The organism is Phytohabitans sp. LJ34, from assembly GCF_052068095.1.
GTDB lineage: Bacteria > Actinomycetota > Actinomycetes > Mycobacteriales > Micromonosporaceae > Phytohabitans.
Window position 1 is genome coordinate 462,298 of record NZ_JBQHDG010000005.1, and the last position, 23,245, is coordinate 485,542.

Here is a 23,245-nt window from a genome sequence, read left to right on the forward strand (position 1 = left end):
GGGCCTCCTTGGTTTTGGGGGACAACCTCGCAGTACCCAGCGCTTCGACCACCGAACCCGCGAGCCTCAGCCGAGCGCCGCGATGATCGGGTCGATGACGTCGAGCGCCTCGAACGCGGCGCGGCTGAGCTTGCCGTCCCGTCGGAGTTCGGCGAGTCGCTCGTCCAGGTCGTGCAGCTTTTCGGTGGCTCCTTCGCTTCGTCCGTTCTGCACCGATTCGGCGATCGAGGCGGCCTTGCGCTGCAACTCCCGGCCCTCTTTCCGGCCGAGGTCACCGCTGTCCACAAGCCGCTGGACCGTGGTCGCGAAGGCGGCGAGGCGGTCGACGGGGCCGGCCGGTGATGTGCGGGAGGCGCTCGGCGAGCTCGCCGTGGCGCTGGGCTCGACGCTCGTCGGGGCCGGCGTCGGCTCCGCGGGTTGAGTAGCCGCGGGCGGGTCCACGGCCGGTGCGGCGGCGGGCGGCCGATCCGGATCACCGCCGGGGAGCAGCAGCACCACAGCTACCACGGTGAGCACGATCAGCGCCCCGGACACCGCCGCGATCCACCACCGGCGCAGCCACGCCTCGGCGGTGGGCCAGGCCAGCAACCAGGCGGGCAGGTCGTGCGGCATCCGGTGCCGGCCCGCCGGCCGTTGGGGCGCCACAATGACCCTGGCGACCACCGCCGTCGCGGGCTCCGCGGGTGCCGGCGCGGCGCGGATGGCGGCCAGCTCTTCGCGGACCTCGGTGGCGGTGGCCGGGCGGCCGGCCGGATCCTTGGCCAGCAGCCGCCCGATCAGGTCGTCGACCTCCGGGGGTACGTCGTCGCGCACGGACCGTACCGTCGCGGGTGCCCTGTTCAGGTGATGGTGCATGACCGCGATCGCGGTCTCGCCGAGGAACGGCGGCCGGCCGGTCAGCATCGCGTACAGCACACAGCCGAGCGAGTACAGGTCTGTGCGCGCGTCGACCCCGTCCCCGGTGGCCTGCTCCGGCGCCATGTACTCGCACGTGCCGACCGCCTGGCTGTGCGAGGTGAGCGCGGCGTCGCCGTCCCGCGCCTGTAGCCGGGCGATGCCGAAGTCGCACACCTTCACGGTGCCGGAGTGGCTGACGATCAGGTTGCCGGGCTTGATGTCGCGGTGGATGACGCCCGCTTCGTGTGCGGCCGCGAGCGCGGCACCGACCTGCTCGGCGATCGACAGGGCCTGGTCGACCGGCAGCCGCCCGCCGCCCGTCAGCAGCTGCGCCACGGTGTGGCCCTCGACGAGCTCCATGGCCAGAAACCCGGCGCCGAGGTCGTGACTGGCGACGATGTTCGGGTGCTCCAGCCGGGCCACGGTCTCGGCCTCCCGGCGCAGCCGCTCCAGCGCCACCGGCCGGGCCGCCTGCTCGCGGTCCAGGATCTTCACGGCTACCGGCACACCGGTGTCGAGGTCGACGGCGCGCCAGACGGTCGCGGTCCCGCCGCGGCCTACTTCTTCCTCCAGCCGGTACCGGTCGCCGATGATGCGGTCCCCCATGCGTCGCGGTCCCTCCGTGCGATTGGCGATAGACGGGGTACGGCCGGTGCCCTCCGGAGCTGGGCACCGGCCGTATCACCCCGGTGGGGGTGGCTGGCTAGCTGACGCTGGCGAACCAGTCCTGCACGACGGGGATGTCGACGCGCTGGTAACCGCCGAGGTAGCGGCAGTTCTGGGTGTAGCCGTAGCTGGTGACCGCGACCAGGTAGCCGTCCAGGAACACCGGGCCGCCGGAGTCGCCGAAGCAGGTGCCGCCGCCTCCGCGGGTGTCGTTGACCGTGCCGTTGAGCTGGAGGATCTGCGGAGTCAGCTTCTGGCCGGGCGAGGTCGTGTAGCGCCGGATCAGCGGGTAGCTCATCGGCTGCGGCTTCTGCGGACCCGACTCCGGCTTGCGGACCTCGGTGCCGTACCCGACCACGTCGAAGAGGGTGCTGTTGAGGGCCGGCTGCGCGACCTGGTCCAGGTACCCCTCGGGAGCGATCGTGGCGGGTGCGATACCGGTGACCGGCTTGTCCAGCACCACGACGCCGAAGTCGTTCCAGTTGCGGAGGTCGGTGAAGTCCGAGTACTCCGGGTGGGTCAGCGCGGTGCCGGCGAGATACCCGGCAGCGGTGATCTCGGCGGAGGTGTAGCCGGCGCTCGGGTCGGCCGCGACCGGGAACGGGCTGGGCGGCGCCTCGGCGATCACCGAGTCGAACGTCACGAGGGTCTTGCCCAGCGTGCCGTCGGTGCAGTGCGCGGCGGTGGCCAGCACGGTCGGCGTGACGAGCGTCGCGGAGCACCGGAAGCGGCCCTCGGCGCTGTAGAACAGGATCAACCCGACATTGGGGTGCCGGTTTCCGTCCGGCTCCCCTCCGGTGATGGCGGCGGCGGGCTGTGCGGTGGCGACCAGGGTGGCGCCGGTGAGGGCGAGGGCGGCCAGGGTGCGCCGGATATTACGCATATGGAACGGTCCTCTCGGTGGAGAGCTTGCTGCCACTCGGAGAAGCGAACCGGCGCCACCAGGCGTTACGCCCTACCCCGACAACGCGTCACGTCGCTAGCGGACACCTATGTCCGTGGCGAAAATGCGCCCCCATGGGGGCCAAAACTCGCCACGGACCTCAACGGATCGCCGTTCGCAGGTCAGTGGGGCGACTGGGAGGCTGGGGCAAGGCTGTCGCGGCGGTTGGCGGCCATGCTCGTCACGGTTACTGTCGCGAGGGTGACGAGGATGACACCCAGCGACAGCGGGGTCGGCACCTCGGGCACCTGGTCCCAGACGCCGTGCGCCCAGTGCAGCACCAGCTTGACCCCGATGAATGCGAGGATCAGGCCGAGGCCGTAGTTGAGGTGACGCAGCCGCGCGAGGACGTTGCGCAGCACGAAGTACAGGGCGCGGAGGCCGAGCAGCGCGAACGCGTTGGTGACGAACACCAGGTACGGGTCCTCGGTCACGCCGTACACGGCGGGGACGGAGTCGACCGCGAAGACCACGTCGGTCATGAACACCGCGGCGACGACCAGCGCCATCGGCGTCAGCGCCCGGCGGCCGGCGACGCGGACGGTCAGCTTGGACCCGTGGTAGTCGGAGGTGACCGGCATCAGCCGGCGGAGCAGGCGCACCGCGCGCATCTTGTCGATGTCGATCTCGTGGTCGGCGCCCCGGACCGCGTCGCGGATCACCTTCACCGCCGTCACGAGCAGCACCGCACCGAAGAGCAGGAACGCCCACGCCCCGCTGGCGATCACCGCGGCGCCGGCGGCGATGAAGATGCCGCGCAGCACGAGGGCGCCGACGATTCCGTACAGCAGGACCCGCTGGGCGAGCGCCGGCGGCACCGCGAACGACGCCAGCAGCAGCATGAACACGAACAGGTTGTCGACCGACAGCGACTTTTCCACCACGTATCCGGTGAAGAACTCGACGGCCGGTGTGCCGCCGTAGGCCCACCAGACCACCACACCGAAGACGGCCGGAAGTGCGAGATAGAACACTGTCCAGCCGACGGCCTCGCGCATCGGCACGTCGTGCGGGCGCCTCGTCACGGCGAAATCCAGCGCCAGCAGCACAACCAGGACCGCGATGGTCACCGCCCACAGCAGCGGCGACCCGATCGATTCCAGCACTCGCCAATCCCTCCCTCGGACACACGGCAACGTCCGAGGTCTCCCTCACCCGCCAGGCGCTGGCGGGTGCTCGCTCCGGGGGCGGTATTGCAAAGCCCGTACTGACCGGAACGATCTTGGCGAAGTACTCCCCTCCTGGTCAGGATATGGGCGGGACCTGAAAGCTCGCTGGGAATCGGCTCAGATGATCGACATATGGACGTGGTCCTTGTGGTCCTGCGGCCCGCTGTAGCTCTTCCAACCGGTGGCCGGGAACCAGATCTGTCGATACCAGATGACGTAGAGGACGCCGAGCCGGTCGGCGTTGCGCACAAGGAACGCGGTCAGGTTGTTGCCGTATAGCCGCATGTCGTCGTTGTGCGCGTTGGAGAAACCGCTGCCCTGAAGTGACCAGTCACACGCGCGGCCCTTGGGATGCTCGAACGGTCCACCCGGCCGGTAGCACCCGACGAACCGGCGGAAGCCCGCCTTACGGACCTCCGTATACGCGTTGAGTGTGCGTGGCGTGATGCAGCCCGAGGTGGTCGGGTCGTTGACGCTGCACGACTCGTCCGGCCACGAGCCGTCCGAGGCGCGCGGCGCGGCCTTGGCCACCGGTGAGGTGGCGGAGACGAAACCGCCGGTCAGCTTGGTGCCGCCGACTAGGGCGAGGGCCTTTTCCGCCTCGGTCTTCTGCCGCGCGATGACCGCCAGCTGGCGCTGCTCCTCGGCGACCTCGGCGTCGAGCGCCTTCTTGGCCTGTGCTGCCTTGTCGCGTGCGGCGTTGAGGTCGGCGAGCTTTCGGTCGTTGACCATGTTGATCTCGGTGAGCATGGATGCCCGCTCGACGAACTGGTCGCGGGAGCTGGTGTCGAGCAGCGCCGACACCGCGGTGAGCTTGCCTGTGCGGTAGGAGGTGGCGGCCATCTCGCCGATCTGCGGCGCGAGTTCGTTCAACCGCTCGTTGGCCTTGCGTAGCTCCAGGCTGAGCTGGAGCTGCTTGGCCCGCGACTTGTTGAGCGCGGCCTTGGCCTGCGCGTGCCGCTTGCCGGTGGCGGTCAGGACGTCGCCGAGGAGCGCTGGTCCGCTCTCGTTCGGCACGGCCGGGTCGCCCGGCTTGGCCAGCGCACCGGTCGGCGCGGTGAGGAACAAGGTCGCGGCGGCGATCGCCACTAGTGCGAGGGTGCACCACCGTCGGACAGGCGCCGTCATACCTTCCCTTCCCTGCGTGCTGCGTGTGACCGGCGGCCAGCTTACCCAACGGCACTGGTAGCCAGGCGCACAAAGAATCCGTTACACCACAACGACTTTCAGTGACCGTCTCGATGCTTTCAGACATCGATGAAGCACCACGTGCATAGCCGCGAAAGCGGATCAACGCTGTGAGCAGGATCACGTGCGACTGAATCGGTTCGTCGGACCTTGGCGGGAGAAGGGCAACCAATATTCTTGACTGAGTCCAGAAAAGTGATCGACAATCTCACGCGACCGGCACCCTTTCTAGCGCAAGGAGAGCACACGTGGGAACTGAGCACGACGGCCTCATCTCCGGTGAAGCGCCGGTCCGCCCGCCGAAAGCCCGGTCCAACCGGGACTGGTGGCCCAACCAGCTGGACGTGGGCGTCCTCCACCAGAACCCGCCATCGGGCGACCCCATGAGCCAGGGGTTCGACTACGCCGCCGAGTTCAAGAGCCTCGATCTCGACGCGCTGAAGGCGGACATCCACGCGGTGATGACCACCTCGCAGGACTGGTGGCCGGCCGACTTCGGGCACTACGGGCCGCTCTTCATCCGGATGGCCTGGCACAGCGCGGGCACCTACCGCACCAGCGACGGTCGTGGCGGCGGGGGCTCCGGCGACCAGCGCTTCGCACCGCTGAACAGCTGGCCGGACAACGCGAGCCTCGACAAGGCCCGGCGCCTGCTGTGGCCGGTGAAGAAGAAGTACGGCAAGAAGATCTCGTGGGCCGACCTGATGATCCTCGCCGGCAACGTGGCCCTGGAGTCGATGGGCTTCAGGACCTTCGGCTTCGCCGGCGGCCGCGCGGACGTCTGGGAGCCCGAGGAGATCAACTGGGGCACCGAGGACACGTGGCTCGGTGACAAGCGCTACAGCGGCGACCGCGAGCTGGCCAAGCCGTACGGCGCGGTGCAGATGGGCCTGATCTACGTCAACCCGGAAGGCCCCAACGGCAACCCGGACGCGCTCGCCGCGGCCCGCGACATCCGGGAGACGTTCGGCCGGATGGCCATGAACGACGAAGAGACCGTCGCGCTCATCGCCGGCGGGCACACGTTCGGCAAGGCGCACGGTGCCGCCAACCCCGACCGCAACGTCGGTCCGGAGCCCGAGGCCGCCCCGATCCAGGAGATGGGCCTCGGCTGGAAGAACGCGCACGGCTCCGGCAAGGGTGGCGACACCATCACCTCGGGCCTCGAGGGTGCGTGGACGCCGACGCCGACGGCGTGGGACAACAGCTTCTTCGAGACGCTGTTCAGCTTCGAGTGGCAGCAGACCACGAGCCCGGCCGGCGCGAAGCAGTGGGAGCCGACCGACCCGGCCGCGGGCGAGCTGGTGCCGGACGCCCACGATGCGTCGAAGCGCCACGCGCCGATGATGCTCACGACCGACCTCGCGCTCCGCGTCGACCCGATTTACGAGCCGATCGCGCGCCGCTTCTACGAAAACCCGCAGGAGTTCGCCGACGCGTTCGCCAAGGCGTGGTTCAAGCTCACCCACCGCGACATGGGACCGATCACGCGGTACCTGGGCCCGCTGGTGCCGGCCGAACCGCAGATCTGGCAGGACCCGGTGCCTCCGGTCACGCACGAGCTGATCGGTGCCGAGGACGTCGCCGCCCTCAAGGAGAAGGTCCTCGCCTCCGGGCTGTCCGTCTCCGAGCTCGTCGCGACCGCCTGGGCGTCGGCTTCGACGTTCCGGGGCACCGACAAGCGCGGTGGTGCCAACGGTGCGCGCATCCGGCTCGCTCCGCAGAACGCGTGGGAGGTCAACGACCCGGCGCAGCTGCGGCGGGTGCTCGGTGTCCTGGAGGGCATCCAGCGGGAGTTCGACGGCACGGTCTCGCTCGCCGACCTCATCGTGCTGGCCGGCAACGCGGCCGTCGAGAAGGCCGCGAAGGCCGCCGGGTACGACGTCGTGGTTCCCTTCACGCCGGGTCGCACCGACGCGTCGCAGGAGCAGACCGACGTCGAGTCCTTCGCCGTCCTGGAGCCGACCGCCGACGGCTTCCGCAACTACCTCGCCAAGGGGCAGGTGAAGCCGACCGAGCAGCTGCTCGTCGACCGGGCGCAGCTGCTCACGCTCAGCGCCCCCGAGATGACCGTGCTCGTGGGCGGCCTGCGCGTGCTGAACGCCAACTTCCAGCAGTCGCAGGACGGTGTGCTGACGCAGCGGCCGGAGGCGTTGACCACCGACTTCTTCGTCAACCTGCTCGACTTCGGCACCACGTGGGAAGCGACCTCGGACGCGGAGGAGACGTTCGAGGGCCGCGACACCGCGACGGGCGAGGTCAAGTGGACCGCCACCCGGGCCGACCTGATCTTCGGCTCGAACTCCATCCTGCGCGCGCTGGCCGAGGTCTACGCCAGCGACGACGCGCAGGAGAAGTTCGTGCACGACTTCGTCGCCGCGTGGAACAAGGTGATGATGCTCGACCGGTTCGACGTCAAGTAATCCCAACCGATCCGCGGAGGCGCCGTGCGATCTGGCACGGCGCCTCGCCGTTTCTGGAACGCGTACCATCGGCGGGTGAGCGGGGATTCAAACCTGACGATCCGGTTGCTGGGGCCGCTCGACGTTTCGATGGGCGGGCACACCGTCCCCCTGACATCGGCGCGGCTTCGCACGCTGCTCGCGGTGCTGGCCCTCGCCCCGGGCCGGCCGGTCTCGGTCGATCGGTTGGCCACCGCGATCTGGGACGAAGACCTGCCGGCCAACGCGCGCCGCGCGGTCCAGCTCTACGTCACCCGGCTGCGGGGCGCGCTCGGCGCCGACCGGATCCGCACCGAACCAGCCGGGTACGCGCTGATGATCGAGCCCGAGCAGGTCGACGCCGTCCGATTTGGACAGTTGCTCGACGCCGCGGCCACCGTGCCTGACACCACAGTGGAGCGTGCGCGGCTCGGCGAGGCGCTGGCCCTGTGGCGCGGGGCGCCGTTCGAGGGCGCACGCTCGGCGTGGCTGGAGTCGGTCGACGCGCCAGGCCTCGTCGAGCGCCACCTGACCGCCGTGGAACGCCGCGCCGAGCTGGAGTTGGCGCAGGGCCGCCACGAAGAGCTCATCCCGCAGCTGAGCCGTTTGACCGCGCAGCACCCGACGCGGGAGAGGCTGTGTGCCCTGCTGATGCAGGCCCTGTTTCGCGCCGGGCGGCGGTCCGACGCGCTCAACGCCTACCAGCGGCTACGCCAGGTGCTCGACGACGAGCTGGGCCTCGAGCCCGAGCCGGCGCTCCGCGAGCTGCACCGGCGGATCCTCACCGAGGACAGCGCGCTCGCCGAGCCGGTCGACTCCCGGCTCGCGGACGGTCCGGTGCCGCGGCAGATGCCGCCAGGCGTCGCCGACTTCGCCGGACGGTCCGAGGCGCTGGACCGGCTCGACGCACTACTGCCGGACACGGGCACGCCGGAGCCGGCAGCGGTGGTGATCTCGGCGGTCATCGGCACCGCCGGCGTCGGCAAGACGGCCCTCGCGCTGCACTGGGCGCACCGGGTGGCCAACCGCTTCCCGGACGGCCAGCTGTATGTGAACCTCCGCGGCTTCGACCACTCCGGCCGGTTCATGGACGCGGGCGAGGCGGTCCGCGGGTTTCTCCATGCGCTCGGTGTGCCGCCGCAGCGCATCCCGCCGGGCCTGGAGGCGCAGGCCGCCATGTTCCGCAGCCTGGTGGCCGGCAAACGGATACTCATCCTGCTCGACAACGCGCGCGACGCGGAGCAGGTCCGCCCGCTGCTGCCCGGCGCGCCTGGCAGCCTCGTGGTGGTGACGAGCCGCAGCCAGCTCTCCGGTCTCGTCGCCGCGAAGGCCGCCGTTCCGGTCACCATCGACCTGCTCACGTACACCGAGGCGCGGCAGCTGCTGTCGACCCGGCTCGGCGCCGGCCGGGTCGCCGCCGAGCCGGAGGCGGTCGACGACATCGTCAACCGCTGCGCGCAGCTGCCGCTCGCGCTGGCTATCGTCGCCGCCCGCGCGGCCACCTATCCGGAGTTTCCGCTCAGCGCGCTCGCCGCCGAGCTGCGCGAGCCCGCCGGCCGGCTCGACGCCCTGGCGAACGTCCGAGAGGTCTTCTCCTGGTCGTACCGCACGCTCTCGCCGCAGGCAGCCCGCCTGTTTCGGCTCCTCGGGCTGCATCCCGGCCCGGACACCTCCGCCGCGGGGGCGGCCAGCCTGGCGGCGCTGCCCCCGCGGCTCACCCGCGGCCTGCTCGCCGAGCTGACCGGTGCGCACCTGCTCTTCGAGCACCACCCCGGCCGGTACACGTTTCACGACCTGCTCCGGGCGTACGCCGCCGACCTCGCCGCGGAGACCGACCCCGAGGCCGAGCGGCAGGCGGCGGTCCTCCGCGTGCTCGACCACTACCTCCACACCGCGTACACCGCGGCCCGGCTCCTGTACTCGGCCCGAGACCCCATCGACCTCGCACCGGCGCAGCCCGGCGTCGTGCCGGAGAGTCTCGACTCCGTCGAGCAGGCGATGGAATGGTTCGTCGCCGAGCACACTGTCCTGCTCGCGGCCGTCGACCGTGCCGTGGCCGCCGAGCTGGACACCCACACGTGGCAACTGGCCTGGACCCTGACCGACTTCCTCGACCGCAACGGGTACGGGCACGACTGGGCCGCCGTCGCCGGTGCCGCCGTGGCCGCCGCCGAGCGGTCGGCGTCAATCGGTGCCCAGGCCCGCGCACACCGCTTCTTCGCCCGAGCGCTTTACCAGCTGCGGCGCCTCGATGACACCAACCGGCACATGAGGCTCGCACTGGCACTGTGCGAGCGGGACGGCGACCCGGTCGGGCAGGCGCACACGCACCACGCCCTGGCGTCGCTCCTCGGGCGGCAGGGCGAACGCACCGCGGCGCTGGAGCATGTCAAGACGGCGCTGCGCCTCTACACCGAGGTGGGGCACCGGCACGGTCAGGCTGCCGCGCTCAACGCGATCGGCTGGTACCGGGCCCAGCTCGGGGAGCCACAGCAGGCGCTGGTCGACTGCCAGCGGTCTCTCGCGCTCCTTGAGGAGCTCGGCGACTACGCCGGCGCGGCGGACGTCTGGGACAGCATCGGCTTTGCCCAGCACCAGCTCGGCCGGTACGCCGAGGCCATCGCCTGCTTCGAGCGCTCCGCCCAGATGCACGAGGAAATCGGCGACCGCCGGTTCGCCGCGGAAAACCTCGTGCACAAGGGCGACGCGCATCACGCGGCCGGTGAACACGACGCCGCGCACGAGGCGTGGCGGCGCGCGCTCCCGATCCTCGAAGAGCTTGACCACCCCGACGCCCAGCTGGTCCGCGCCAACCTCAAGCTGCGCGCGGACCAGCCGTGACACCGGGTCAGAAGCCGAGCGCCCGCCGCCCGCCGACGACCGGGATGTGCAGCTCGCTGTCGTGCGGCGCGACCCGCAGGCGGGTGCCGCCGAGCGGGAGCAGCGTGTACTCCTGGTCGGTGGAGAAGACCACGACCCCGATCCGGTGGCCGGCTGGGAAGACGTAGTCCTTGGGCTGCATGGTCCAGCGGTAGTCGTACAGCTTGCCGGTGCGGACCGGCTCGCTGCGGTTGGCGGCCTTGCGGTTTTGCGGGTCCATCCAGCCGCGCGTGACCACGAACGGCGCGGCGGTCGAGCCGGCCGGACCGTAGTCGACGAGGTACGCGGTCAGGTTGGCGTCCGGCTTGTTGTCGATCGCCATCCGCAGCCGCATCTCCGGACGCCCGGAGAGCCGCACGTCGCGGGTGAGTACAGGTGAGGTGTACGCGAGGCGGTTGGGGCTCGCCGCGTCCGGGTTGGCGACCAGGGCGTCCGGGTGGATGGTGCGACCCTCGTCCACAAAGGACTGCTCGACGTCACCGCGGGTCCTGCCGGTGGTCAGCGAGCCGGGCGCGGCAAGGCGCACCGCCACGTCGCGGGCGCCGGGGTCGGGCCAGTTGCGGTACGTGGTGTACGCGAGGTTTTCCCGCTGTACGACAGCCGTCGGCTCGCTCATGATGCCGTTGCGGACACCCCAGAGCCAGTAGTCGAACCACCGGTTTTCGGTCTGCTTGTACGTCCAGGCCTTGCCGTTCGGCAGCGTGACGGGCACTCCGCTGGGGCTGCTGTGCCCGCCCTGGTGCAGCCAGATCTTGCGCGGCACGTGCCACTTGGTGAGCTGGTCCCACCAGCCGCCGAAGTGCTCGGTCTTGACGTTCCAGTCGTTGAGCCCGTGCACCACGAACACGCTGGCCTTGACCCGGCGCGCGTCGAGGTAGTCGCGCTCGGCCCAGAACCGCGAGTAGTCGCCGGTGACCCGGTCCTGCTTGGTCGTGATGGTGGCCATCTCGTCGGCGCAGTCTCCTTCGGAGCGGGCCTGCCCGGCGGTGAACTTGGCCAGCACGTCGAGGTCTTCGCCCTGGAAGGTGCCGGGCGCGACGACGAGCCCGTTGGCCCGGTAGTAGTCGTACCAGCTGCTGATCGCGGCCACCGGGACGATCGTCTTGAGGCCCTCGACGCCGGTCGTGGCGACCTGGTTCGGCAGGGTGCCCGCGTACGAGCCGCCGGTCATGCCGACCGCGCCGGTGGTCCACGTCGCCCTGGCCGGGGCGCCGTTGGCGTCCCATCCCCTGACGCGCCCGTTGAGCCAGTCGATGACGGCCTTGGTGCCCAGGGTCTCGGCCGAGTCTCCGCTGGTCGAGCAGCCGTCGGAGTCGGCGGTGCCGACGCTCTGGCCGAGCACGACCGCGTATCCGCGCGGCACGTAGTAGTTGTCGAGCGAGCCGGGCAGGTCGGCCTTGGCCTGTGCGGCCTGGACGCCGGCGTCCGCCGACCGCGCCCCGGCGCGGTCGCCCAGACCGTTCTGGGGCAGCTCGTCGACCAGGACACTGTGATACGGCACGTCGCCCCAGACACCCTTGCGGTACGGGCTGTGCTCGAAAATCACCGGCACCTTGAAGCCGGCCGTGGCCGTCTCCCGGGGCCGGGAGATGTCGATCGCCACCCGGTCACGTTTGCCGTCGTGGTTGGTGTCGAGCGGAGTCTCCACGTAGACCCGCTCCTCGATCGCGTCGGCGAACGAGAAGACCGGCTGGGTCATCCCGTCCTCGACGACGATCTTCGGCGGCGAATCGGCCGGCGCGGCGGCCACGCTCGCCGGCGCGGCGAACACGAGTCCACTGGCGACGGCGGCGCTGGCGAGGAGCAGATGTCGAGCTTGCGGCATGAGAACCCCCGAAGTGTCCACTTTTGATGGAGGCCCAGAACATATCGACGGATGTACCGGGCGTCTACCTCTCGCCGGTGGCAGCGGGACTGTTTGCACGTTCGCGCAGTTGTGAACACCGGGATCCGTGTGGTGTTATCCGGTTCCCCTTCCTTGATCACACGAGGGCAGCATGCGCTTATCGCTTCGTGCCGGAATCACCGCGCTGGCCCTGACCGGCGGCACCCTCGTAGGTGCGGCGGCTCCCGCGGAGGCCGCCGTCACCACCCTGTACGTCCGCCAGGCGTCCTCCACATGTTCGGACAGCGGCGCGGGCACGTCACAGCAGCCGTTTTGCACGATCGGCGCGGCAGCCGCGGTCGTCGCCGCCGGGCAGACCGTCGACATCGGCGCCGGCCGGTACGCCGAGCGGGTCACGGTCGCCACCTCCGGAGCACCGGGGGAGCCGATCACCTTCCAGGCTCAGCTGTTTGCCGGCGTCCACATGTCCGGGCCGACGGCCGGGTTCGTCATCGACGGCCAGCACGACCTCAGGATCCGAAATATCGAGACGTACGGCACCAGGGACGTCCCGGTGCTGGACATCCGCGATTCGTCGGCCATCACGGTCGAGGGCGGCAACCTCACCGTGGACGACGCGACGACCGTGCCGCCCGTGCGGCTCGCCGGCGTGACCAACTCACGGCTGAGGAACATCACCGTCAACGGCCGCATGGCCGGCGGTGGTGTGAGCCTCGACGCCGCCACCTCCGGGGTGACGGTCGACCACCTCGAACTCTCTCAGCCCGGGTCGGGGCCGATCACCGGGGCCGTGGGGATCGACGTCGCCGGTCCGGCCAACACGATCGTCAACAACTTCGTCATCGGCTTCACCGGCGCCGCGATCGCGATCGAGTCCGGGGCCGTCGACACCGTCGTGGCCAACAACCTGGTGCAGTTCGGCAGCACTTACGGCATCCACAACAGGGGCGCCACCGGCACCGCGATCACCAACAACTCGGTCACGGCCTACTGCCGCGGCGGGATCCGGGTCGACGGCGCCTCGTCCGGCGTATCGGTGCAGAACAACGTGCTCCAGCTCAACTTCAACTACGGCCAGTCCCAGTGCGCGGGCGTGCCCACCGACGGCTTCGAGATCGGGGTATTCGACGGCGCCGTCGGGCGCACCACGGTCGACTACAACAACGCCAACCACGGCGACAGCGAGGCGAAGTCGCCGAGGATCTACGCGTGGAACGGCACCCGGATGAGCATGGCCGCCTTCCGCACCGCCTCCGGGCAGGCCGCGCACGACAAAGAGACCATGGGCCAGACCCGCGACAACACCGACTCGGCCAACTCGGCGGCGCCCGGATACCGGGCGACCGACATGGCCGGCCGGGCCCGGATCGACGACCCGGCGATGCCGAACGTGGGGACCGGCCCGGTGGCGTATGCCGACCGCGGCGCCGTCGAGAACATCCGCGTCCCGGTGGTCTGGTCCGACACCACCTTGAACGTCGCCACGCGCACGGTGACCGTCGACGCCTCCGCGACCCAGCCGGGCATCGCGCCGATCGCCTCGTACGAGTTCAGGCTTGGTGACGGCTCGGTCGTCACGCAGACCTCGCCGGTCATCACACACACCTATGCCCAGACGGGCCGCTACTCGATCGTCATAAAGGTGACCGACACCGACGGCCGGTCCGGCCAGATGGACACCTCGATCAGCATGCTGCCGGTCATCGGCAGCTTCGGCCTGCTGTCGCTCTACAACCACAAGTACGTCGCCACGAACACCGAGTATCCGACCCTCGAACCGAGCCAGGCGGGTGTGACGGCGGCCGGCCACTTCGACCTCGTGGACGCGGGCCAGGCGGACGTGGCCCTCTTCGCTCGGTCGCTCGGACGCTACGTCACGACTGGCCTGACCGACACCGACCCGCTCGGGATCACCCAGGTGGCGATCGGAGAGCGGGAGCGGTTCGCCCTGATCCGCAACGCGGACGGCAGCATCAGCCTGCGGTCGAAGTACAACGGCCGGTACGTGAGCCTCCAACCGGCGTTCACCCCGTTCCTGATAGCCAGCCGCACCGCGATCGGCACGTGGGAGAAGTTTCACCAGGTGCGGCTCACGGATGCCGCGCGCACGCTGAAGGCCCACGCGAACGGCAACTTCGTATCGGCCGAGAGTGCCGGCACCAAGCCGCTGATCGCGAGCCGGCCGGCCGCCAACACCTGGGAGCGGTTCGACATCGTCGACCTCGGCAACGGCCAGATCGCCCTCTTCGCCCGCGCCAACAACCGATTCGTATCCGCGGAGAGCGCCGGAACGCAGCCGCTGCTCGCCGGGCGGGTGGCCGTCGGTGGGTGGGAACGGTTCACGATGGTCCAAAACAGCGACGGCTCGGTGAGCCTCAAGGCGGTGGTCAACGACCGCTACGTCGCGGCGGAGGGCGCGGGCACAAAGCCGCTGCTCGCCGGCCGCACGGCGATCGGCACCTGGGAGAGGTTCACGCTCGGCTAGGCGGAGAGCGGCCGGACGAAGATCAGGCATCGGTCCGGTGTGGTGACCAGCCGGCCGTCGTCGTCGTAGTGCTCGCGGACTGTTGTGATCTCGCCGTGGGCCCACTGCTCGAAACCCAGCGACCGGTAGAGCTGGACGGCGGGTTCGTTCTGCCGGTCGACGCCCGAGGCCACCGCGTGGTGGCCGCGGCCGATCAGCAACTCCTCAGCCGCTCGCACCAGCGCGGTCGCCACCCCGCGCCGGCGCATCTCGGTGCGCACCTGAAGCCGGTAGAGCAGCGGAACGCCGGGCAGGTGCAGTCGGATTTCCGGCTCGTCCGCCGGCTCCCAGGAGACGAGGATCGCGCCGGCGAGTTCGTCTTTTCGCCAGGCGGACAGCACTACACCGCGCCGAGCGAGCCGGGCCCGGTAGAAGTGCGCATGCGTCATACCGAGGACCTGTCCGAGCTCAGGCAGGTCCTCGGAGTCGACGTAGCGGATGTCAAGGTCCTCGTCATCACTCACGACCTAATGATTCCTCTCGATGGATTAGGTGGCCGAGACGATCAAGACGATGACCAACAGCAGGCACGCCATCCACACCAGCATCACCAAAGCTATCGCCAGTGCGACGACGGTCAGGGCGGCCGCGTCCGAACCGGTGGTCGGACGCGGTTGCGGACGCTGATGGGGGGCACTTGCGTCAAAAAGGTGACCCAACAAAGGGTTGAATGGGGCTAGGCTTGGCATGGCGAGTTCCTCGGCATCCTGAGCAGGGGCCTTGCCGTTCCGGACACCCCTGGCCGCGATCCGGGGGTGTCTTTCGTCGCGTGATCCGTCCCCGTGGCGACCCCCGCGTGCTCCGCGGGAGTAGTCGATGATCGATGCGTGGCGGCGCTCTTGCCGCTGACGCGACGACGTTTCCGCGTAGTAAGAGGCTGAAGATCATGGTATGATCCCCCGGTACCTCAGCGGACTTTGGTGAAGTCCAGGAAACTTTGGATCTTCAGAGTAAACTTCAGTGAACCACTGAATCAAGCGTTACCTTACTTGTCGGCTGTCCCTTGAATCACCATATCGAGGAAAATGCGGTATTAGTCATGCCTCATGCGCTGCTAACCAAGTAGGAGTCGTAGGTCGGCGCTATTGACACGGTGGAGCAGGCTTCAGTAGCAGGCTGAACTTTACTGGAGGAGGTGGGCCCCGATGGCGACGAAAGCCGACAACGCTACTGCCCTCGCCCGGCGCCTCCGGAGACTGCGGACTGAAGAGTGGAGCCAAGCCGTCACTCAACCCGTCCTGGCCAAGGCGTTCGGAGTGAGCGTCCCGCTGATCTCTTCGTGGGAAAGCCTGAAGAAGCTGACGATTCCCCCACCGCAGCACTTGGAGCACTATGCCCTGTTCTTCTCGACGACGCGCTCGATGGACGGCGGCCGGCCACGGCTGATCGACATCGATGACCTGACAGAGTCGGAGCGCGCCCGTAGAGAAGAGCTGCTTCGCGAACTGACCGCGTTGCGAGCAAGCGCGACCGGCATCGTGAGTGACAACGGCCCGGGTGCCCAAACGGCCGCGCTCAACACTGGGCCGTGGCACTTCCCTGACGGGGCGCCGGTGACGATCATCTGTGCTTCCCTGCCGCCGGAGCTGCGAGCCGACGAGTCGTACACGAACCCGCACAGCCCGGATTACATCGAGCTGTACAACTACGCCGACCTCGACGCGCTCGTCGAGCTGTACGGGCATGTGCGGGCGGCGAATCCGCGTAGCCAGGTGACCTTCCATCTGGCCGAGCCGGACCATGTCATAGATCGCGACGATCTCACCAAGCACCTGGTGCTTCTGGGCGGCGTGGACTGGAATCCGTTGACGCGCGACATGGTGGAGCTTCTTGGTGTGCCCGTCACGCAAGTAGCCCGGGAGGGCGACCGTGACACGGGTGCCTTCGCGGTCGACGAGGACGGTCGGCGCCGCGTCTTCGAGCCGGTGTTCAAGAACAAGGGCGGCACGGTCCTCGTCGAGGATGTCGCACAGTTCGTCCGCGGACCCAACCCGCACAACCGGAAACTGACCGTCACGATCTGCAACGGCATGTACGGGCGCGGAACATACGCCGCGGTCCGCACCCTGACTGACGCTGTCTTCCGGGACCGCAACGCCGAGTTCATCCGTTCGCGGGTGCCAGACGGAGCCACGTACAGCATTCTGGCCCGTGCGAAGGTGACGGCGGGTACGGTGGTCACTCCAGATTGGACAGAGGCCGACACCCGGCTGCACGAGTGGGTAGGGATTGCCACATGACAACTGCCCTGGTCGACACAGACGCGAATCCGGCGTCTGGGCAGCCCAGCCACCACCCCTCTCACTCGTTGCTGCTCGACCCTGTCGTCTCAGCCGATTACGCCCATGTCGATGCCATCCTCGTCCCGACGGCACGCCCGTCGGCCTATCTCAGAGACGCGATGAGCCTGGCCATGGAGCTTGGCTGTCCGGTCGTCGCCCTGTGCAGCAAATGGGCCCACGCGGACAGGGCGTTTCGCGAGGCGCGTGGCATGAACGCGACTCTGATCGCGGCGGACGTGCCCGAGGCCTCGGGCCAGATACCGCTCAAGACGTCCGTGTTGCTGGCCGGCACGAAGTTCGCCCGGTCGACGGACGTGAGCCTCAAGCGCAACCTCGGCCTCGCCCTGGCCCGCATGGTCGGGTGGGACAACGTGGTGTTTCTCGACGACGACATCACGGACATCCGCCCGGATGACATGCGTTCGGCGGCCGCCCTGTTGTCGAGCTACAGCGCTGTCGGCCTGGAGAATGTCGGCTTCCCCGACAACTCCGTCGTCTGCCACGCGTACCGCGCCGTGGGCGAGTACCAGGACAGCTTCGTCGGCGGCGGGGCGATGGCGGTGCCGGGCCGATCCACCTCGTTCTTCCCCAACATCTACAACGAAGACTGGTTCTTCCTCCTCGACGACACCGGATTCGGCCGGGTAGCGGTCACCGGCAAGGTGGCGCAGAAGGAGTTCGACCCCTTCTCCGATCCGCGTCGCGCGCGGGCTGAGGAGCTGGGCGACTGCCTGGCAGAGGGCGTTTATGCCCTCCTCGACGACGGCAAGTCGCTGGCCGACGCCGACGAAGAGTTCTGGCGCGGCTTCCTCCACGACCGCTACCTGCTGATCCAGCGCGTCCTGGAGAAGGTGCCCGGGCTCGACATGCATCCGAAGGACAAGATCCGGATGGTCGAAGCGCTCAAAGCGGCCCAGGGCCGGCGGCAGCTCATCACCCCGGCCTTCTGCGTGGAGTACCTGGACGCCTGGCAGGCGGACCGTAAGACGTGGCGGGATTACGTGCTTCACCTCCCGACCGGGCTGACGCCGCGTAAGGCGCTGGAACACCTCGGCCTGTCCGCCCACATAGCGCTCACCAGATAGCGCCCGAGCGCATAGAACCCACCCGACCGGGGTAGGTCCCGCTTATGGCTGCGAAACGAGCAACACGCGAGCTAGACGCCGCCAAGCGCAACTCGATGTCAGACAGCGCCTACGCGTTTCCCCGGGTACGCAAGGAGCCACTCAACGACGCGTCCCATGTGCGCAACGCGATCGCCCGATTCGATCAGGTCCGGGACGTGACGGACGACGAGCGGCGCGAAGCGTTCCGGCGGATCCGCAAGGCGGCCGACAAGTTCGGCGTGGAGATGACCGCGAAGCGCTGGCAAGACCTGGGCAAGCCGACCGCGACGATGAAGTCGTCCGACAAGCCCCGCACCCCGACGAAGGCCGAACGCGCGGCGGCACGCCGCGGCGACCGTTCCCGGGACGAGCTCTACAGCGAGGCGCAGCGCCGTGGCGTCAAGGGCCGGTCGACCATGACCAAGGCCCAACTGCAACGCGCACTCGACCGCGCCTGAGGTCGGCGTTCAGGCTTCCGCCGTGCGATCGAGGCCGAGCGTCGCGATGAGGTCTTCGTGGAGCTCGAACCAGACGCGGTGGCAGGAGTCGACGTCGGTGCGGTCGACCCAGCCGCCTTCGCCCGCGAGCACGCGCTGTCGTGCCGCCGCGAATCGCCTGTGGTAGCCGCCCAGCCGGGCGAGGACGTGTCCGAGCCGGTCGGCGAGTGGGGCGAGGGCGGCGTCGATGGCGGCGAGCTCGTCGAGGACACCGGCGTCCCAGGCGGGATCGGTGTGGTCGTTGACGGCGAGCCGGTCGCCGGCGGTCGGCCGGAGCTGCCAGTCGGTGCAGGCGCGCTGTAGGCGGGCGTTCAGCGGGAGAAACTCGCGGTAGACCTCGCGAACCTCCTCCGCCGCCCCGGCGCGGGCCAGCTCGGCTGCCAGCTGGCGTTCGTTTTCCGCACGGCCGGACTCGGTCAGTGACCAGCCTCCAACATCGGCGAACGCGGCGTGGGTCACCCACCCGTGTGCCTCGGCGTCGAGCAGGATCTCGGTGGTCTCGGCGGCGTCGAGCCCGAACCGCCGGGCGATCACCGGAGTGTCGGCGAACCCCGTGATGCGGACCGCGTGCAGCACCAGCAGTTCAAGCGGCGACTCGTGAGTCACGAGTCAGCCTCCTGCCGTGCCGTCAGCCGGGTGTAGTGCTGCTGGCACGCCTGCGGGGAGTTGAACCCCATCGCCTCCGCCATCTGCGCCCAGGTGAGACCCGCACCGCGGGCCACGAACAGCAGGCCGGCCTCGATCCCTTCGATCTCGGCACGCGCCGCCGGCAGGAGAGCGAGCGCGCTCAGGATGTCTCCCGCGGCCAGGTCGGCGGCGCGCCAGAGCGCGAAGTGCGTCAGGTCGACCGCCGACGGCGGGACGGGGGCGGGTCGCCACGGGCGGGCGTCAAGCGCACTCGCGCCAAGGCCCAGTAGGCGCTTGGTCGCGTCCTGTTCGCGGCGTGCTTGAGCGTGATCGGCGTCTTCCTTGCCTGGCATGCCGCCGATCCTGCACAATCAACAAATTGTTGTCAACGCTTCGTTGAAGGGTGTCTGGATGATCGTGCCGCTCGCGGACGCGGATGTAGGGACCTGCGGGGGCAAGGCGGGTGTCCTCGGTGTGCTCCTTCGCACGGGCCTCCCGGTGCCCGACGGCTTCGTGATTCCCTTCAGCGCGTACCGCGACGCGTCACGGCGGGCGATCGAGGCCGGCCCACTCGACCCCGGCCTGCTCGAGGCCCTCGGTCGCGCGCTCGAAGCGCTCGGCGATCCGCCGGTCGCGGTGCGCTCGTCAGCTGTGGGCGAGGACACGGCCGCGGCGTCGGCGGCCGGCCAGCACGAGAGCACCCTCGCCGTGTACGGCATCGGTGCGGTCGTGCAGGCGGTGCGTGCCTGCTGGGCCTCGCTCCACTCGCACCGCGCCGTCGCGTACCGGGACGCGGTCGGCCACGACCGACCGGCCGGCGTTCTGGCGATGGCGGTCCTCGTCCAGTGCCACGTGGACGCAGATGTCTCCGGGGTCATGTTCACCCCCACGGGCCCGGGCGGCGTGACCCGGATCGAGGCGTCTTGGGGCCTCGGCCCCAGCGTCGTCGGCGGCACGGTCACTCCGGACGCCTACCGCGTGACGGAGGGCGGGTTGGTCACCCGCACCGTGGCTGACAAGAGGACCCGCCTTGACCGGCGCGGCACGGGCCTCGTCGCGCACGACGTGCCCACCGCCGCCCGGCGCCAGCCCTCGCTCGACGACGCGACTGCCGTGCGGCTCGCCCGGCTCGGGCAGCAGGTCGCCGCCGTGCTCGGTGGTGCGCAGGACATCGAGTGGGCGATCGCTGGCCGGACGATCTGGTTGCTTCAGGCCCGGCCGGTCACCGCCGCTCCGCCGCCACCACCGTCCGGCGCCTCGACGACCTCGGCCGCCACGCTGGCCGGGATCCCTGGCAGCCACGGGATCGCGACCGGCACGGCGCGGGTCGTCCGCGGTCCCGGCGAGTTCGCCCGCGTGCGCTCCGGTGACATCCTCGTCTGCCGCTACACCGACCCGGCCTGGACGCCCTTGCTGCGCCTCGCCGCGGGCGTCGTGACCGAAGTCGGTGGCGTGCTCTCCCACGCCGCGATCGTGGCCCGCGAGCGTCAAATCCCCGCCGTGCTCGGCATGGCGAACGCGACCACCACGCTCCACGACGGCGCCACCATCACCATCGACGGCACCACCGGCACCGTGACCATCTCCTGATGGGAGGCCTCATGGGAACTCGACACCTCTATCTCGCCCGCCACGGCTCGGCTGACGCGTTCGGTACGCTCACCGACACCGGGCGCCAGCAGGCGAACCTGCTGGGCGAACGCCTCGCCGGCATCCCCGTCGACGCCGTATGGCACTCGCCGCTGCCGCGCGCGGTCGCCACCGCGCACGAACTCGCCCGACATCTACCCCACGTGCCCGTGGCCGAGGCCGTCGAGCTCGTCGACCACGTGCCGTACGTGCCCAGCGTGGCCGAAAGGCACCCGGCCTGGACAGCCTTCTTCGACGGGTACGACGACGCCGAAGCCGCCTCGGGGCACCGGCTGGCACAAGCCCTCGTCGCCCGCTTCACGACGGCACTGGATCCGACCACGCACCCGGCGGACACCCACGAGGTGCTGATAACCCACGCGTACCAGGTCGCCTGGCTGGTGCGTCACGCGCTGGAGGCGCCGCCATCCCGGTGGCTCGGCCTCAACAGCGCCAACACGGGCCTGACCGTCATCGAGTGCCGCGCCGGCCTGCCACCCGCGGTCATCATGTTCAACGACATGAGCCACCTCCCGGCCGACCTGCGCTGGACCGGGTTTCCGGACGCCGTCAGGCCATGACCTGCCCGCCTACGCGCCGCCGTACCGCTATGTCGTTCAAACGGCTGAGCATCTCGGTGCTGCGCGGACCGAGCAGGACCGACTGCACCAGGTGCGGCACAAACCGGCCGACGCCGGCGATCAGGTCGTACGTCAACGTCACTCGGGTCGCCCCGTTGACCGGTTCGAGATCCAATCGGACCATCGCCTCCCCGAGTGGCCAAGCCCTGGCGTGCAGCTCGAGCATCCGTCCTGGGACGACCGCGTGTACCCAGGTCGTGTCTTTGACGTGCAGCGGCCACGGTCCGACCTGATGGTGTATCCGGGTCCCCGCGGCGGGCCAGCCGTCGTCGACATCGCGGATGTGCGACGCACCGACGACCCAGCTGGCGTAGGTCCAACCGTCAGCCAGCACAGCGAACACACGCTCCGGCGATGTGCCGAACATCCTCGATTTCCGCGGCATCGCCTTCCCCTCTCGAAGCCGTTTCCGCTCGTTTCCCGTCCCTTACCGGATTAAGCGCAGGCGTACGGCGGGATTAGCGCCACACGCCGATCGTGGCGTCGAGGCGGCGGCAGATGACCGCACCGGCTTGTACCTCGCAGTCGCGGGTGACGCCCCCGACCAGGCCGAAGAAGCGCGCCCTGCCGCTGGCCGGGTCGAGGTGGGCCAGCCAGGCGCGCGAGGTGGCCAGGTCGGTGCGCATCCCGATCAGCTTGCCATCGGCGCCGGGCGGGCTGATGAGGGTCCAGACGCCGAGGTGTTCCACCGTGCGGCCGGTCTCCGGATCGAGCACGGTCAGGTCGGTGAGGCCGTCCCGAGTGCGGACCGCCGCCACGAGGTGGCCGCCGGACCGGCCGGCATATGTCCGGGTCGGGTCTGACCACAGCGTCCGACCGGTCGCGGGGTCGAGCACGCGCACGCCGCCGAGTTGGGAGGTGACGCAAAGCGTGTCGCCGCAGTCCGGGACGTACTCCGTCGGCAGGTCGACCGCGGCCGTCCACCGCCGGTCGAGGCCGTTCAGGTCGTATGCGGTGACCATCGATTCCTGGCGCACCAGCATCAGGTCGCCGGTGAACTGCACGTAGGTCGCCGGCACCGACGGCGGGCGTGGCGGCAGGAGGTCGGCGGCCGACAGGATCCGCCCATCCTCGGCGTCGCGCACCTCGACCCGCCCCGCGGGCAGGAGCGTGACAACGTGGGTGAGTGCCTGGCCGGCGTACCGGTAGGAGAGCCATCCCCCGTTCGGCACCCGGTAGGACCAGCGGACCGCGCCGGTCACCGGGTCGACGGCCTCCAGAGTGTCCTGCCCGGTGCTGGCGGTGGGCGTGCCGTCCGGCGACGTCCAGAGCAGCACCTGACCACGCACCGGCGTCATACCCTCGAAAAGTGCCCGGCGGCGCCACGCGATCTGGCCCGTCGCCTCCCGGATGGAGACGGTCTCGACCTGTTGCGGAAGCTCGGGCTGGGTCCGGACGAGCAGCTGCCCGGCCGTGGCGCCGACCCCGCGCAGCGCGCCGGACAGCGGGAGCGGCGCCTGCCACAGCCGTTGGGCGTCCGGTAGGGCGTAGGCGGTGATGGTCCGCGGCCCGGCCCCCTCGGCCCGGTCGGAGGTGACCACGTAGAACTGCTCACCCGTCGCGAACGTCATATCGCCCAGCCGCGCCGGGATGGTGGCCTCGATCAGCGCCGCCGGCGTGGGCACAGCCGGCCCGAGCGCGGCGGCCAGCGCGACAAGCCCGGCGAGCGCCCAGGCCAACCGCCACCGGACCGGCATGCGCCGTGGCTCGGGCATGGACACCTCGGTCTCGTGCCGCATCTCGCCGAGGTCGATGACGCCGCCGGCCGCCACCGCCGCTACCACAGTCAGGCCTTCGCGATCTCCTGGTCCGGGACCAGTTTCCCGGCCTGGACCTTGAACGCCCAGACGATGACCTGGGTGGGGTCAAGCTCGCCGTTGCCCTCGAACTTGTACGTCACACCCGTTGC

19 protein-coding genes are annotated in these 23,245 nt (G+C 69.8%); 9 read left to right on the forward strand and 10 right to left on the reverse strand.

Annotated elements, in window-relative coordinates:
• Positions 1 to 66: 66 nt before the first annotated feature.
• The 4 genes from ACTMTJ_RS12150 to ACTMTJ_RS12165 form a co-directional block, all read right to left on the reverse strand.
• A complete protein-coding gene (locus ACTMTJ_RS12150) occupies positions 67 to 1,503 on the reverse strand; it encodes a serine/threonine-protein kinase (RefSeq protein WP_441216275.1) in 1,437 nt (478 codons plus the stop codon).
• A 97-nt stretch (positions 1,504 to 1,600) separates the two neighbouring features.
• Positions 1,601 to 2,446 (reverse strand): S1 family peptidase, encoded by an 846-nt coding sequence (locus ACTMTJ_RS12155; RefSeq protein WP_441216276.1) that lies wholly within the window; start codon positions 2,444 to 2,446, stop codon positions 1,601 to 1,603.
• Between the two features lie 182 nt (positions 2,447 to 2,628).
• Complete coding sequence (locus tag ACTMTJ_RS12160; protein ID WP_441216277.1) at positions 2,629 to 3,612, reverse strand: TerC family protein; 984 nt, start codon at positions 3,610 to 3,612, stop codon at positions 2,629 to 2,631.
• 180 nt (positions 3,613 to 3,792) lie between these two features.
• A complete protein-coding gene (locus tag ACTMTJ_RS12165) occupies positions 3,793 to 4,803 on the reverse strand; it encodes a coiled-coil domain-containing protein (protein ID WP_441216279.1) in 1,011 nt (336 codons plus the stop codon).
• 308 nt (positions 4,804 to 5,111) lie between these two features.
• On the opposite strand from ACTMTJ_RS12165, the gene katG reads away from it, so the two are divergent.
• Both katG and ACTMTJ_RS12175 read left to right on the forward strand, forming a co-directional pair.
• Entirely contained in the window at positions 5,112 to 7,286 is a 2,175-nt protein-coding gene (gene katG / locus ACTMTJ_RS12170; protein ID WP_441216281.1) for a catalase/peroxidase HPI, read from the forward strand.
• Between the two features lie 75 nt (positions 7,287 to 7,361).
• Positions 7,362 to 10,145 carry a BTAD domain-containing putative transcriptional regulator gene (locus ACTMTJ_RS12175; RefSeq protein ID WP_441216283.1) on the forward strand — a complete coding sequence of 928 codons (2,784 nt, stop codon included), beginning with the start codon at positions 7,362 to 7,364 and terminating at the stop codon, positions 10,143 to 10,145.
• Positions 10,146 to 10,152: 7 nt separating this feature from the next.
• On the opposite strand, the gene ACTMTJ_RS12180 is transcribed toward ACTMTJ_RS12175, so the two are convergent.
• On the reverse strand, positions 10,153 to 12,009 hold the full coding sequence (locus tag ACTMTJ_RS12180; RefSeq protein ID WP_441216284.1) for a Xaa-Pro dipeptidyl-peptidase: 1,857 nt from the start codon (positions 12,007 to 12,009) through the stop codon (positions 10,153 to 10,155).
• A 172-nt stretch (positions 12,010 to 12,181) separates the two neighbouring features.
• On the opposite strand from ACTMTJ_RS12180, the gene ACTMTJ_RS12185 reads away from it, so the two are divergent.
• Complete coding sequence (locus ACTMTJ_RS12185; RefSeq protein WP_441216285.1) at positions 12,182 to 14,515, forward strand: PKD domain-containing protein; 2,334 nt, start codon at positions 12,182 to 12,184, stop codon at positions 14,513 to 14,515.
• Here the strand turns inward: ACTMTJ_RS12185 and ACTMTJ_RS12190 are convergent.
• Entirely contained in the window at positions 14,512 to 15,018 is a 507-nt protein-coding gene (locus tag ACTMTJ_RS12190) for a GNAT family N-acetyltransferase (RefSeq protein WP_441216287.1), read from the reverse strand. The two genes, ACTMTJ_RS12185 and ACTMTJ_RS12190, sit on opposite strands and share 4 nt — an antisense overlap.
• Before the next feature lie 28 nt (positions 15,019 to 15,046).
• On the opposite strand from ACTMTJ_RS12190, the gene ACTMTJ_RS12195 reads away from it, so the two are divergent.
• The 4 genes from ACTMTJ_RS12195 (at position 15,047) to ACTMTJ_RS12210 (ending at position 18,400) form a co-directional block, all read left to right on the forward strand.
• Complete coding sequence (locus ACTMTJ_RS12195; protein WP_441216289.1) at positions 15,047 to 15,181, forward strand: hypothetical protein; 135 nt, start codon at positions 15,047 to 15,049, stop codon at positions 15,179 to 15,181.
• Positions 15,182 to 15,699: 518 nt separating this feature from the next.
• Positions 15,700 to 16,794, forward strand: coding sequence for a helix-turn-helix domain-containing protein (locus ACTMTJ_RS12200; RefSeq protein WP_441216290.1), 1,095 nt, complete (start codon positions 15,700 to 15,702; stop codon positions 16,792 to 16,794).
• Positions 16,791 to 17,921 carry a hypothetical protein gene (locus tag ACTMTJ_RS12205; protein ID WP_441216292.1) on the forward strand — a complete coding sequence of 377 codons (1,131 nt, stop codon included), beginning with the start codon at positions 16,791 to 16,793 and terminating at the stop codon, positions 17,919 to 17,921. The genes ACTMTJ_RS12200 and ACTMTJ_RS12205 overlap by 4 nt, the downstream gene beginning before the upstream one ends.
• A 95-nt stretch (positions 17,922 to 18,016) precedes the next feature.
• A complete protein-coding gene (locus ACTMTJ_RS12210) occupies positions 18,017 to 18,400 on the forward strand; it encodes a DUF6582 domain-containing protein (RefSeq protein ID WP_441216293.1) in 384 nt (127 codons plus the stop codon).
• Positions 18,401 to 18,409: 9 nt separating this feature from the next.
• Here the strand turns inward: ACTMTJ_RS12210 and ACTMTJ_RS12215 are convergent, their stop codons facing one another.
• On the reverse strand, positions 18,410 to 19,045 hold the full coding sequence (locus tag ACTMTJ_RS12215; protein WP_441216294.1) for a transcriptional regulator: 636 nt from the start codon (positions 19,043 to 19,045) through the stop codon (positions 18,410 to 18,412).
• Positions 19,042 to 19,419: a DNA-binding protein gene (locus ACTMTJ_RS12220; RefSeq protein WP_441216295.1), complete on the reverse strand. Its 378-nt coding sequence runs from the start codon at positions 19,417 to 19,419 to the stop codon at positions 19,042 to 19,044. Before ACTMTJ_RS12220 ends, ACTMTJ_RS12215 begins: the two co-directional genes overlap by 4 nt.
• Before the next feature lie 58 nt (positions 19,420 to 19,477).
• On the opposite strand from ACTMTJ_RS12220, the gene ACTMTJ_RS12225 reads away from it, so the two are divergent.
• Positions 19,478 to 20,656, forward strand: a complete 1,179-nt coding sequence (locus tag ACTMTJ_RS12225) for a PEP/pyruvate-binding domain-containing protein (RefSeq protein WP_441216297.1) — start codon at positions 19,478 to 19,480, stop codon at positions 20,654 to 20,656.
• A gap of 11 nt (positions 20,657 to 20,667) precedes the next feature.
• Positions 20,668 to 21,276: a histidine phosphatase family protein gene (locus tag ACTMTJ_RS12230; protein ID WP_441216299.1), complete on the forward strand. Its 609-nt coding sequence runs from the start codon at positions 20,668 to 20,670 to the stop codon at positions 21,274 to 21,276.
• On the opposite strand, the gene ACTMTJ_RS12235 is transcribed toward ACTMTJ_RS12230, so the two are convergent.
• Both ACTMTJ_RS12235 and ACTMTJ_RS12240 read right to left on the reverse strand, forming a co-directional pair.
• The gene (locus ACTMTJ_RS12235) at positions 21,266 to 21,721 is read right to left on the reverse strand and encodes an SRPBCC family protein (RefSeq protein WP_441216300.1); all 456 of its coding nucleotides are present in this window, start codon (positions 21,719 to 21,721) and stop codon (positions 21,266 to 21,268) included. The two genes, ACTMTJ_RS12230 and ACTMTJ_RS12235, sit on opposite strands and share 11 nt — an antisense overlap.
• Positions 21,722 to 21,794: 73 nt before the next feature.
• Positions 21,795 to 23,120: an outer membrane protein assembly factor BamB family protein gene (locus ACTMTJ_RS12240; RefSeq protein WP_441216302.1), complete on the reverse strand. Its 1,326-nt coding sequence runs from the start codon at positions 23,118 to 23,120 to the stop codon at positions 21,795 to 21,797.
• Positions 23,121 to 23,245 lie beyond the last annotated feature (125 nt).

What these genes read in the sequence shown, in the direction of transcription:
- ACTMTJ_RS12210 (WP_441216293.1), top strand. Translation starts at nt 18,017, where the DNA reads ATGTCAGACAGCGCCTACGCGTTTCCCCGGGTACGCAAGGAGCCACTC.
- ACTMTJ_RS12155 (WP_441216276.1), bottom strand. Translation starts at nt 2,446, where the DNA reads ATGCGTAATATCCGGCGCACCCTGGCCGCCCTCGCCCTCACCGGCGCC.
- ACTMTJ_RS12200 (WP_441216290.1), top strand. Translation starts at nt 15,700, where the DNA reads ATGGCGACGAAAGCCGACAACGCTACTGCCCTCGCCCGGCGCCTCCGG.
- ACTMTJ_RS12230 (WP_441216299.1), top strand. Translation starts at nt 20,668, where the DNA reads ATGGGAACTCGACACCTCTATCTCGCCCGCCACGGCTCGGCTGACGCG.
- ACTMTJ_RS12225 (WP_441216297.1), top strand. Translation starts at nt 19,478, where the DNA reads ATGATCGTGCCGCTCGCGGACGCGGATGTAGGGACCTGCGGGGGCAAG.
- ACTMTJ_RS12220 (WP_441216295.1), bottom strand. Translation starts at nt 19,419, where the DNA reads ATGCCAGGCAAGGAAGACGCCGATCACGCTCAAGCACGCCGCGAACAG.
- ACTMTJ_RS12150 (WP_441216275.1), bottom strand. Translation starts at nt 1,503, where the DNA reads ATGGGGGACCGCATCATCGGCGACCGGTACCGGCTGGAGGAAGAAGTA.
- ACTMTJ_RS12180 (WP_441216284.1), bottom strand. Translation starts at nt 12,009, where the DNA reads ATGCCGCAAGCTCGACATCTGCTCCTCGCCAGCGCCGCCGTCGCCAGT.
- ACTMTJ_RS12185 (WP_441216285.1), top strand. Translation starts at nt 12,182, where the DNA reads ATGCGCTTATCGCTTCGTGCCGGAATCACCGCGCTGGCCCTGACCGGC.
- ACTMTJ_RS12205 (WP_441216292.1), top strand. Translation starts at nt 16,791, where the DNA reads ATGACAACTGCCCTGGTCGACACAGACGCGAATCCGGCGTCTGGGCAG.
- ACTMTJ_RS12165 (WP_441216279.1), bottom strand. Translation starts at nt 4,803, where the DNA reads ATGACGGCGCCTGTCCGACGGTGGTGCACCCTCGCACTAGTGGCGATC.
- ACTMTJ_RS12235 (WP_441216300.1), bottom strand. Translation starts at nt 21,721, where the DNA reads ATGCCGCGGAAATCGAGGATGTTCGGCACATCGCCGGAGCGTGTGTTC.